This is a genomic window from Prevotella veroralis DSM 19559 = JCM 6290 (assembly GCF_000377625.1).
Taxonomy (GTDB): Bacteria; Bacteroidota; Bacteroidia; order Bacteroidales; family Bacteroidaceae; genus Prevotella; species Prevotella veroralis.
The window spans coordinates 210,794-222,997 of the sequence record NZ_KB898328.1 but is presented as its reverse complement, the minus strand read 5'-3'; the positions used below and the strand labels follow the sequence as shown (position 1 = coordinate 222,997).

Genomic DNA, 12,204 nt, shown 5'->3' with positions numbered 1-12,204 from the left:
GGTTCGTTTCTTTTACCCATCTGTTTGATTCATAACCAAACAGACGCTTCTTGTACTACTTCTCTGTTTATGTAAATCTTTTCAAAGAACTCTTTTCTTATCACTCTATACGTTATAAGCAAACCGCCTATTTCGTAAAAGCGAGTGCAAAGGTATGGATAATTTTGATATCCTCCAAATCTTTTGAAAGAAAAGTTTGATAAAAAATGATTTTTTTGCGATAGAGAGGAGAAGAAATAGCCTACACCTTATATATATAATATCTGGGGAAAGCTTGACAAGAAGTAATCAGAAAAAAGATAGAGACTTGTAATAACGGGAAAAAGAAGTTCGTCTTAGCTCAAAGAGTACACTACTTAAGAGCCCAATTGGAGATTAATCTCCAATATTCTCCACAGTTGGTTTCTTTATCTCTGGTTTCGGAACCTTAACAGCTGGCGTAGTCTCCGCCTGCCCCTCGGGTACAGTTGGAACAATAACGGGCTCCTCAGACTCATCAGCAGACTCCTCTTGTCTTTTCTCAATAGGCTTAGGTTCCTCTTTCTTAACCTCCTCCTTCACTTCTTCTTTCACCTCCTCTTTTGTCAAAACAGGCGTCTTCGGACCATTATCAACACCAATAACTTCACCCGACATATCCACCTCGTACTTCCGTGGAGGCGCCATCTCGCGCGTTTCCATGAGTACACCCAAAACAAGAGAACCTACTGCCAAAACGATGGCACAGATAGCTACTGGTACTTTATAAGTTGGTTTCTTCTTCATTATTCATGTATTGTCTTACATCTACGTGCCCACGATCCAGCACGCTACAAATTTATTAAATAATTCAAAGAGAGGTGTTATTAGATAGATGATTTTAGTTTTTTTAAGACTGAAGATACAAAATGTACGGATTGTGAAAGTATATACATTCACAACTAATTATGCGAAGTACACGATTTCATAACTCATAATTCAAAATTACTAATGATGCTATAAAATTGCAACCACATCATTTGCATTTAATCAGTCAGAGTCCCTTTTATCCATATTAATACCTACTAATAGGTATTTTATTGTATGGAAAAGCAAATAAACGGCGTTTTATCAGTTTTTTTCTCTACCTTTGTTGGTTAGTCAGGATGATAAAAAGGGGAGCAAACCAGCAACGCCTTTGATGCACCCAGGCGGACAATGCAAACAAGGAAATAGATATGAAACTATCAGCATTACGAACGGGTGAGACCGGAATCATCGTTAAAGTCTCTGGACACGGAGGCTTCCGAAAACGAATCATAGAGATGGGCTTCATCGAAGGGAAGCAGGTGGAGGTGCTCTTGAATGCGCCTCTTCGCGACCCGGTGAAGTATAAGATCATGGGATATGAGGTCAGTTTGCGACATAGTGAGGCTAATCAAATAGAGGTTGTACCCGTTGATAAAATGCAAAAGGGGCAACAACAAGAGGGGAAACAGAATAGGAATAAAGGGGTGACTGCCGACCCGAAGGATGTGGAAGACCACGCCCTGACCCCGAACGGAGCATTGAAAGAGGCGGAGAGATGCAGTAAGACGATCAGTGTAGCACTCGTTGGCAACCCGAACTGTGGGAAGACTTCCTTGTTCAACTTCGCTTCTGGCGCGCATGAACGCGTCGGTAACTACTCCGGAGTGACCGTAGATGCAAAGGTGGGGCACGCTTCGTATGAGGGATATGAGTTCGATCTCGTCGACTTGCCAGGCACTTATAGCCTGTCAGCGTATAGCCCTGAAGAGCTATATGTGCGTAAACAGTTGGTCGAGGAGACGCCCGATATCGTCATCAACGTCATTGATGCGTCCAATTTGGAGCGTAACCTTTACCTCACCACACAGCTCATTGACATGCACGTGCGCATGGTTTGCGCCCTAAATATGTATGATGAGACCGAAGAAAGGGGCGATTATATTGATTACGAGAAGTTATCTGAGCTCTTCGGAACGCCTATGGTGCCCACAGTCTTTACCTCTGGACGTGGTGTGAAAGAGCTTTTTCATCAGGTGATAGCCGTTTATGAGGGCAAAGAAGATGAGAGTTTACAGTTCAGACACATCCATATTAACCACGGACATGAGATAGAACACGGTATAAGAGATATTCAAGAACATTTGAAAAGTTACCCTGATTTGCGCCAGAAGTATTCTACCCGCTATCTTGCCATCAAACTCCTTGAGGACGATAAGGATGTGGAACGACTCGTCCAACCGCTTGGCGATTCCCTAGAAATATTCCAGCACCGTGACACGGCGGCGCAACGTGTGAAAGAAGAAACGCACAACGATTGCGAAACAGCCATCATGGACGCTAAATACGGGTTCATTCACGGAGCCTTGGAAGAGTCGGGTTATACCACAGGGGATAAGAAAGACACCTATCAAACAACCCATCTCATCGACAAGATACTAACGAATAAGTACTTAGGGTTCCCTATCTTCTTCCTTATCTTGCTCTTGATGTTCACCGCAACATTTGTTATTGGACAGTACCCGATGGATTGGATCGATGCAGGAGTAGCCTGGTTGGGCGACTTCATCAGCCAGAATATGCCTGACGGACCTGTTAAAGCGATGTTAGTAGACGGAGTTATCGGTGGAGTAGGGGCTGTTATCGTGTTCTTGCCACAGATTCTTATCCTCTACTTCTTCATCTCTTACATGGAAGATAGCGGTTACATGGCACGCGCGGCATTCATCATGGACCGCTTAATGCATAAGATGGGACTGCATGGAAAGTCCTTCATCCCCTTGATCATGGGCTTTGGCTGTAACGTGCCAGCGGTGATGTCGACCCGAACCATTGAGAGTCAGCGCAGTAGACTCATAACAATGTTGATCCTTCCATTGATGAGTTGTTCGGCAAGACTACCTATTTATGTTATGATAACAGGTTCGTTCTTCGCCCTTAAATATCGGTCATTAGCCATGCTGTCACTCTATGTCATCGGTGTGTTAATGGCAATTGTAATGAGTCGATTGTTCTCTACCTTCGTTGTAAAAGGCGAGGACACGCCCTTCGTGATGGAGCTTCCTCCTTATCGATTCCCTACTTGGAAGGCGATTGGAAGGCATACTTGGGAGAAGGGAAAGCAGTATTTGAAGAAGATGGGAGGCATTATCTTGGTCGCATCTATCATCGTTTGGGCTCTCGGTTACTTCCCTCATACGGACGATCCGAGCATTTCTAATCAGCAACAACAGGAACAGAGCTACATCGGAAGAGTAGGTCGTGCGGTCGAACCAGTGTTCCGTCCGATGGGATTCAACTGGAAGTTAGATGTCGGACTGTTGGCTGGTGTGGGTGCAAAAGAGATTGTTGCATCCACGATGGGAGTGCTTTATTCTAACGACGATAGCTTTAAGGATGACAGTAACTTCAGTTCCGAATCAGGAAAGTATGTGAAGTTACACGAACAGATAACGCAAGATGTGGCACAATTACATGGTATTTCGTATGAGAAAGCCGAACCCGTTGCAACGCTGACAGCCTTTTGCTTCCTACTTTTTGTGCTCCTTTACTTCCCCTGTATAGCCACGATTGCGGCGATAAAAGGCGAGACGGGCAGTTGGGGATGGGCTCTCTTCGCAGCTGGCTACACCACAGTTCTGGCATGGGTGGTCAGTGCGGTGGTCTTCCAAGTGGGCTGTTTATTTATAGGATAAGGTATAGAAAAGGACCTTACAAGCCCTTACAAATAAAAAAGCTAGTTGTCTTAGGAATCCTAAGGGAACTAGCTTTTCTTGTTTATTAAGGCTCTTTCGGTTCTCTCAATGCCCTATTCTCTCTTACTTTCCCAGCCTCGCCAGAAACTTCAGAACCCATAGCTGCATCAGAGTCCCTAGTCCTCCAAGCCTCTTGAAAACACCTAAAAATAAAGAACAAAAAGCTACTCTGCGTCTCTCATAACCATCATAAAAAAAAGAAACGGCAGAGCACTCGCTCTTCCGTTACCTCCGAATAACCACCATCTCACGACGTTGATGTTTCTACAATCTTTACCTAAAATATAACTAAAAACCTAAATCTATTACTAACCTAAACAAATCTTCTTATTTAAATAGAAATCCTGAGCAATCTTAAATACCTATAAGTCACTAAGACCTAATCTATGACCCATTATGTATTATCTCGTGATTCTGATGCAAAGGTACAGTCTTTTTTTGAACTACCAAACGTTTCGTAGGATATTTCTTATCGAATCCATCATTTATTGATATATATCAATTATAAACCGTAATATTCGTTGGTTTTTTAGTTAATAATGGTAAGTTAAAACACAACCAGCCTCCCCCACAAGAAGAGGAAAAGCCTCACCCCCGCCCCCTCTCCGAATGTTAAAACCCCACCCAACCTCCCCCAAGGGGAGGAGTGCCTAACGGAAGCGAGTTAGGAAAAAGTTTCTTTAATTCAAAGAGGGCATTTCCTCGATGTGAAGGAAGCCTCTCTTCGATGCAACGGAACGCCCTCTTCAAATTGAAGAAGGCGTTTCTTTAATTAAAGATAATGCCAACCTGTTGGGACAGACGCCCTCGGCTGGAAACCCCTCCCAGCCTCCCCCAAGGGGAGGAGCGCCTAACGGGAACCTATTTGAATGGTTCTTTCTATCCAAAGGGATGCCACAAAGTAGGGACAGACGCCCTCGTCTGTCCGCCAGAACACAACCAGCGAAAGCCTCCCCAAGCCCCTCAAAAGGAGAAGATGTTGCCTGACGGGATGACACATAGGGGTAAATGGGCGGACAGACGAGGGCGTCTGTCCCTACAGTGTAGTGCTCTATTGCACAGAACAAACAACTTGTTTACTTGTCAACTCTCCACTCGTCCACTCTACCTAATCATAATTTTGATTTTTGAACTTTGAATTTTGAATTACACGTGGGCGTCCGCCTCTGTGGATTCCCATGTTCCTTTAGGAACTCTGTGTTGCCTTCAGGCTTCGTGCCATCCGTGTATTCCGTGTTAAGTGAAGCCTCACCCCCACCCCCTCTCCCAATGGAGAGGGGAGTAGATGGTATCATTTCCCACAGAACAAACAGCTCGTTTACTTGTCAACCCATCCACTCGCCACTCGTACCAACCACATCTTAGAAGTTAAGCAAGACCTTTGGGGAAGACATCCCCTCCTTCGGAGGGGCTTGGGGAGGCTTTAATTTTGAATTATGAATTATGAATTTTGAATTACACAAAGTGCTTAAAAGCTATACTGGAAGCCGACAGATGCGAACTCTTTAAGCTGCCAGAAAGCATAATGGGAGTCTCGGCTCACACCGTCATCGAAGCGGGGATAGATGAACAACTGGCTTGAGATGAAACGATTGAAGCGGAGGGTGAGGGTGTTCTCCCACTCCAGTTCGGCGCGCTTATAGGTGGTGTAGCCATAAAGACGGGTCTTCCATGAGAGCATTTCCATAATTTTCCACTCCAAGTCGACGGTGAACTCCGATCCAAAGTCGTGTAGGAAGTGATTGTCATTACCGATTCCCAACCGCTTTGACAGGCTCCGGAAGCGGGTGTACTTCATGTTATATGCCAACGGAGCAAGGTGTACATTGCCTTTCAAACGATGTTCGAACCAGTCGACCGAGTAGTCCATACCGAGAGAGAGGTTCAATGTGAAAGGTGCAAGGAAGTCGGCATATACTGTTGGATCATTCGACTTGTAAGCCCGTGAGAATTGCGTTTGTCCGATGAGCTGGAGCGTATAGTACCATCGTTTCGTAGCCTGTAAGCCCAGCTTGGAAGTAAGGCGTATCAAGTCCTCCGTACTCTTGAAGCTATGTAACGAGTCCGACCTGCTACTCTGCAAACCGTATCTTAGCTCCAAGCAGTTATCCCATTTCACCTTTTGTTTATTGTTATAATTAGCCTGCATGACCACTAAACCACGTGCAGCATAGTTGCTTTCGCCCCCTCGATACCAGTTTCCTGACACGTAGTTCTGCAAGAACTGCAGGGCATAGTCGCCTTTGTAAGTCCAGAAGTTAGGCTTTTTAACAAGTATTTCAACCGGTGCTTCGACGGGTTCAATAGGTGGTTCTTTCACCCTACTCACCATGTCCACCTCATGCTGAATAGGCTTTTCAATTTCATTGAGTGTCGTTTGTTGTTGCTGCACCGCCCGTTCCGTCGTACTCACTAAATCGGGTCGATTGAGGTAAAGGTGCATGAGATTGGCATTGAAATCACGCTCGGCATTGGCGTTAGAGAACAACTGTTGCGTCACATCCCGATAGAATGTCAATGGGAAGAGAAGCCGCATGTGGTTCTCATCTGCCACTTTCAGCGATGTTAGTTTCTGTTTTTTCGGTTTGAAAAGACTGTCTCTCAACGATTGCAAGGAGTCGGCATAGGCTTGAGCAACACTGTTTGTTGCATTGTCACCACGCACGGCCACGGTCGAATGATGCGATTGCGCAGCCACCTCAAGACCGATTGAGAGGAATAGAAAGAACAATATTTTCTGCTTCATATAATAGATATTCACCAATAATAGACTTACTGAATTGCAAAAGTACATCATTCTTTTTAATTACCTCGCAATTACCTGGAAAAACTAAGCGGAGCCTCCGCTCTATCCTTGAATATCGTTGGGTACAGAAAGTGAAGTGGTCTTTTATCGTACTGATGACACACTTTTCCATCGTTTTATTTGCTACTTTCGTTCTTTTTTAAGAACTTTGTCAACCGAAGTCTAAGCCTTTCTCTATCCATGGGAACGCCCAAATGGACTTTAAAAACCTATAGATTAATTATTTATTCTAACCTACATAATTTACAGAATGAGGCAAATTAAACTCTTACTATTGGCAGTCTGTCTGCTGGCAGCAGGTTCTGTCGTGGCTGCAAAACAAACGAAACATACGTTCGCCATCGCTAATGGCAACTTTATCTACGATGGGAAGCCCATCCAGATACACTCGGGTGAGATGCACTATGCGCGTGTTCCGGCTCCATACTGGCGTCATCGCATGAAGATGATGAAGGCTATGGGGCTCAACGCAGTGGCTACTTACATCTTTTGGAACCATCACGAGACGAGTCCGGGGGTGTGGGATTGGACCACAGGAACGCACAACTTGCGTCAATTCATTAAGACTGCGGGCGAAGAGGGACTGATGGTTATCCTCCGACCAGGGCCTTACTGCTGTGCAGAATGGGAGTTCGGCGGTTATCCGTGGTGGCTTCCTAAGGCAAAGGACTTGGTGATTCGCACCGATAACAAGCCTTTCTTAGACTCCTGCCGAGTATACATCAATCAGTTAGCAAAGCAAGTGCTTGACCTTCAGGTGACGCAGGGTGGACCCGTGATAATGGTTCAAGCAGAGAATGAATTTGGTTCCTACGTGGCTCAACGCAAGGATATTCCACTCGAAACACACAAGAGGTACGCTGCACAAATACGTCAGCAGTTGCTCGATGCGGGCTTTACTGTACCCATGTTCACGTCTGATGGCAGTTGGCTCTTTAAGGGTGGAGCCATCGAAGGAGCACTTCCAACAGCCAACGGAGAGGGGGATATTGATAAACTCAAGAAGGTTGTCAATGAGTATCATGGTGGAGTTGGACCTTACATGGTGGCTGAGTTCTATCCAGGATGGCTCAGTCACTGGGCGGAACCCTTCCCACGTGTATCGACGGAAAGCGTTGTTAAGCAAACAAAGAAGTATCTCGACAATGGTATCAGCTTTAATTATTACATGGTACATGGCGGTACTAACTTCGGATTCAGCGCCGGGGCGAACTATAGCAACGCAACGAATATACAGCCAGACATGACCAGCTACGATTATGATGCACCTATCAGCGAGGCGGGTTGGGCTACTCCTAAATACAACGCATTGCGCGACTTGATTGCAAAGTCGGTCTCTTATAAGGTGCCCGAAGTGCCTGAACGCATCCCAGTCATCGCTATTCCGAATATAACTTTGGGTAAATCGGTCGACGTAATGACGATGATTAACACGATGAAAGCCGTTGAGAGCGACCATCCTATGACTTTCGAGGAACTCAACCAAGGCTCTGGTTATGTGCTCTATCGCCGCCGTTTCAACCAACCCATCAGTGGACTCATGCGCATGAAAGGCTTGGCTGATTACGCCGTAGTCTATGTGAATGGTGAGAAGAAGGGCGAGTTAAACAAGGTATTCGACAAAGATAGCATGGAAATCAACATTCCTTTCAACAGCACCTTGGATATTCTTGTGGAGAACATGGGGCGCATTAACTACGGAGCACGTATCGTTCAGAGTTCGAAAGGCATAACCCGTCCTATCACAATAGACGATAACGAGATTACTGGCGAGTGGCAGATGTACCCGTTGCCAATGGCTTCTATGCCTGATACCAACCGATTACCAGCAGGCTACAAAGCAGGTTTACCAGTTCTTTATAGTGGTTCGTTCAACCTCGACAAAGTAGGTGATACGTTCTTAGATATGGCACATTGGGGCAAAGGAATCGTCTTTGTCAATGGTATCAACTTAGGTCGTTACTGGAAAGTGGGACCTCAGCAAACCCTTTACTTACCTGGTTGTTACCTCAACAAGGGCAAGAATGACATTGTAATCTTCGAACAACTCAACGACAAGAAGCAGTCCTCTCTATCGGGAGTCACTACTCCGGTGTTGGATAAGGTAGTGAAGTAAAAGCCTCCCCCAACCCCTCAAAAGGGGAAAGAAGGAGCCTCACCCCCAACCCCTCTCCGAATGGAGAGGGGCGTAAATACTACTATTAGCTTGCAAAATAATACTAAACGGGAATAGAGGTAATAATATTCTATAATTAAAGAAACGCCCTTCTCCAATCGAAGAGGGCGTTTCCTTGCAATGAAGAGGGCGTTTCTTCACATCGAAGAAACGCCTTCTTTATTTGCAAATAATACTATCTACTCCCCTCTCCATTCGGAGAGGGGCTGGGGGTGAGGCTTCTTATCCTACGTATCAAAGGCGTTGGGTGTCCCTCATAATATCGGTGTTTATCGAAGGCAAAAGCCATCTGCTCCTGTGCATCCCACCCACAGGTGAAGCTGTTGTAATCGGCATCCTTGAGCATTACCTCACGATAGTATATGTGTGTCGCATCCCTCCCGTAATCGCTATCTTTATCATTGTCATCACTCGAATCAACCGTTAATAACAACGATGGCATAGGGCTGAATGTGGCTGGATTAGCCCCCTTGACCAGTCTATTCTTCCAATAGACGTGGTGCAGGTCCTTACTCCAATCGGTGTAATCAAGCGATTGCAAGTGCTTTAAGTCAGTACCTGAAGGCATCTTCAGAAGCTCAAAGTTATAGACTGATTGCCCATAAGTATAATAGTTATCATTGATGTTTGACGGCGTTAACAACCGATAATCTTTCAATTCGCGAGGCTGTCCATCGTAATAAACACACGTCTTATCCTGTCCCACATGCCTATTGTCTTTATAAGTAAAGAATGTGGCGGCATCGGCACCCTGTACCACCTTATCTTGAAAATACACCTGTTTCTTGTCCTTGGCATACAGCTCGTTCAAACCTTTAAACGACTTCCAATCGCTGATCCGAAGCCTCTTTGCACCTTCTTCCTGCGCATTCTCACCCACATAATAGGCGTATTTACAATCCAAATCCCAGTTCCCTTTACCCATGCGGAACGTCTTATAATCAGCAACATGATAGGGCTTTCCATAGATGAAATAGTCTTTTCCGTCGTAAACCTTGCCGTTCTTTCCCACCTTAAAGGTCGTTGGATCAGCCCCTTTTAGCACCTCCCCAAGATAGTAAACATGGTTTTTATCCACGGCATAATCGCCTTCGTTGGTCATAACCTGGAATGTCTTGGCATCCGCCCCCTTAACCTCTTGAAGCATATAATACACATGGTTTCTATCCTTTGAATAGCTCCCGTCGATGTCATCTCCAATCCGTTTATAAGTGAAGAAGTCTGCTCCTTTTGGCAACTCTTGCGCTAATGGACTCACAGCTAAGAGTATGCTGAGTGCCAGTAATATAATAGGTGCGCCCGAGATGATATAAAACAACGATGCTTTCCCATGCTTCCTTGCCATCTTCTTAGCCATGAAGAGCAAGGGAATGATATATACAGGATAAAGCCAGATAACGAGTGTAACCACCCATCTGGATATATCAATAGCCAGCGGAACACTGCTTCTGTCATATAAAAAGAGAGTCCCCAAGGCAACTAAAGGCCATGCAAGAAGGAGTGAAAGGAGTAACATCGAAAAGAATATCTCACCGACTGTTACCTGTCCTCCCATGCGTCTCTTCATCCACGAACAACATTTATCTATCATTCCCATAACGATTCCTTGTCTTTAAATTCATTTGCTGCAAAGATACAAAAAAGGTGTGAAGAAATGAACAAGTCAAAATAATTTGCTATCTTTGTGGGCGTGTTTATGGCACATGAAAACCTAATCTTTATGTAGACCAATATAACCAATACCTTATTATATAACTATCTCCTCATGCAAAAGAACAGATTCTTTCTTTTACTGATAGTCGTTACTTTCAGTTGTGCCATGCGTGCGCAACAAGCCATCGGACTCATTCCTCAACCGCGCGAAATCGTTGCGACGGGTGGAACACTGCGTTTGCCTGCTTCGTTCTCGATAGGTGGTCGACAACTTCCAGATACTATCTTGACGGAAGCCAAGAACTTCGCTGCCCATTACCAGCAGGTAACTAACCGCCAACTCAAGGTTTCGAAGAATCTTAAGAACCCTTTTATCCATCTCATACACACGACAACCGAGGGCGCAGAAGGCTATCAGCTCCATATCACTCAGCGTGATATTACGATTAAGGCAACGACCACAGCAGGATTTTTCTATGCCTTCCAAACCATTAAAAAGCTCCTTCCACCAGCCTTCGCAGCACGTCAGAAGGTGGACAGAACAGCCCTCACTCTACCTTGCATGAGCATTACGGATAGTCCACGCTTCGCTTATCGTGGCTTCATGTTAGATGTGGCTCGCCACTTCTTCGGCGTCTCTGAGATTAAAAAACTGCTTGATCTCATGGCGAACTATAAGATGAATAACTTTCATTGGCACCTCACTGACGATCAAGGATGGCGTCTTGAGATAAAGAAGTATCCGCGTTTAACCACCGTTGGAGCTACTGCCCCGGGTACGAAATACTCGGATGTGAAGTTAGGAGAAGTGCGTAGTAACGAACCTTACGGACCCTTCTTTTACACGCAAGAGGAGATTCGCGATGTTGTAGCTTACGCTCATCAGCGACATATCAACGTGATTCCTGAGATCGACATGCCCGGTCACTTCATGGCAGCAATGGCCGCTTACCCCGAGTATAGTTGCGCCCCTGCAGGGCAGCACAGCGTTTGGACAGAGTGGGGAGTGTCTCATGACGTGTTGAATGTGGCTAATCCTGCAGCCGTGGACTTCGCTCGTGACATATTAAAAGAGGTGTGCGATCTCTTCCCCGGACGCATTGTTCACATCGGAGGGGACGAGTGTCCAGATGATGCGTGGCGGCAGAATGAGGCTTGCCAAAGCCTCTATAAGACAGAAGGACTTCATAACTACCGACAGTTACAGAGCCGTTTTATCAAGCAGATGGCGGATTATCTCCATTCGAGAGGACGCACGACAGCGGTGTGGAACGAGGCTATCACGGCTGAAGGAGCAGAGTTAGATCTGATCAAGGAAGCGAACGTGAAGGTCTATTGTTGGTATCCCGCAGCCCAGTCGGCACGCATGGCAGCGGAGCAGAAGCTCGATAACATCGTTACTTTCTTCGGCCCTTATTATATCAACAGGAGGCAGAGTACGACAGCAGATGAGCCTAACGCAGCAGGCAAGGGTGCGGATAGCTTGCGTGTTACCTATTGTGCCAAACCTGTTCCCGAAGGCTTACCAGCATCATTGCAAACCTATTACCAAGGTGTGCAAGCGACGTTTTGGACAGAGCATGTAAAGACAGTTTCCTACTTAGAATACCTCGCTTTGCCACGTCTCTTGGCTGTTGCTGAAGCGGGATGGACACCCGAAAAGCTCAAAAACTACGATAGTTTCCGTGAAAGAGTATCGAAGGATGCAGCCTACCTAAGCCTTGCTGGTTTCAATTTCTGTCGACGAGATCTATTGAAAAAGTATGTCGATAAGATACCTGTCAAGCCCTTGCAGTAATCGTGGGCACATATTCTTCGGTTATAGTGCA

6 protein-coding genes are annotated in these 12,204 nt (G+C 45.6%); 3 read left to right on the top strand and 3 right to left on the bottom strand.

All coding sequences use genetic code 11. The features are described from left to right. Window positions 1–375: 375 nt before the first annotated feature. Window positions 376–765, bottom strand: coding sequence for a hypothetical protein (locus D464_RS0105675; RefSeq protein ID WP_018910541.1), 390 nt, complete (start codon window positions 763–765; stop codon window positions 376–378). A 431-nt stretch (window positions 766–1,196) separates the two neighbouring features. Here D464_RS0105675 and feoB point away from each other — a divergent pair, with 431 nt between their 5' ends. Beyond that, window positions 1,197–3,680, top strand: a complete 2,484-nt coding sequence (feoB, locus tag D464_RS0105670) for a ferrous iron transport protein B (RefSeq protein WP_018910540.1) — start codon at window positions 1,197–1,199, stop codon at window positions 3,678–3,680. A 1,528-nt stretch (window positions 3,681–5,208) separates the two neighbouring features. Here the strand turns inward: feoB and D464_RS0105665 are convergent. Beyond that, on the bottom strand, window positions 5,209–6,486 hold the full coding sequence (locus D464_RS0105665) for a DUF3078 domain-containing protein (RefSeq protein WP_024985874.1): 1,278 nt from the start codon (window positions 6,484–6,486) through the stop codon (window positions 5,209–5,211). Between the two features lie 310 nt (window positions 6,487–6,796). On the opposite strand from D464_RS0105665, the gene D464_RS0105660 reads away from it, so the two are divergent. After that, complete coding sequence (locus D464_RS0105660; RefSeq protein WP_018910538.1) at window positions 6,797–8,662, top strand: beta-galactosidase; 1,866 nt, start codon at window positions 6,797–6,799, stop codon at window positions 8,660–8,662. Between the two features lie 235 nt (window positions 8,663–8,897). Here D464_RS0105660 and D464_RS0105655 read toward each other — a convergent pair whose 3' ends face one another. Further along, window positions 8,898–10,319 carry a DKNYY domain-containing protein gene (locus D464_RS0105655; protein WP_018910537.1) on the bottom strand — a complete coding sequence of 474 codons (1,422 nt, stop codon included), beginning with the start codon at window positions 10,317–10,319 and terminating at the stop codon, window positions 8,898–8,900. Window positions 10,320–10,487: 168 nt separating this feature from the next. Between D464_RS0105655 and D464_RS0105650 the strand changes: the two genes are divergently transcribed. Then, window positions 10,488–12,173 carry a beta-N-acetylhexosaminidase gene (locus D464_RS0105650; RefSeq protein WP_024985875.1) on the top strand — a complete coding sequence of 562 codons (1,686 nt, stop codon included), beginning with the start codon at window positions 10,488–10,490 and terminating at the stop codon, window positions 12,171–12,173. Window positions 12,174–12,204 lie beyond the last annotated feature (31 nt).

What these genes read in the sequence shown, in the direction of transcription:
- D464_RS0105675 (WP_018910541.1), bottom strand. Translation starts at nt 765, where the DNA reads ATGAAGAAGAAACCAACTTATAAAGTACCAGTAGCTATCTGTGCCATC.
- feoB (WP_018910540.1), top strand. Translation starts at nt 1,197, where the DNA reads ATGAAACTATCAGCATTACGAACGGGTGAGACCGGAATCATCGTTAAA.
- D464_RS0105665 (WP_024985874.1), bottom strand. Translation starts at nt 6,486, where the DNA reads ATGAAGCAGAAAATATTGTTCTTTCTATTCCTCTCAATCGGTCTTGAG.
- D464_RS0105660 (WP_018910538.1), top strand. Translation starts at nt 6,797, where the DNA reads ATGAGGCAAATTAAACTCTTACTATTGGCAGTCTGTCTGCTGGCAGCA.
- D464_RS0105655 (WP_018910537.1), bottom strand. Translation starts at nt 10,319, where the DNA reads ATGGGAATGATAGATAAATGTTGTTCGTGGATGAAGAGACGCATGGGA.
- D464_RS0105650 (WP_024985875.1), top strand. Translation starts at nt 10,488, where the DNA reads ATGCAAAAGAACAGATTCTTTCTTTTACTGATAGTCGTTACTTTCAGT.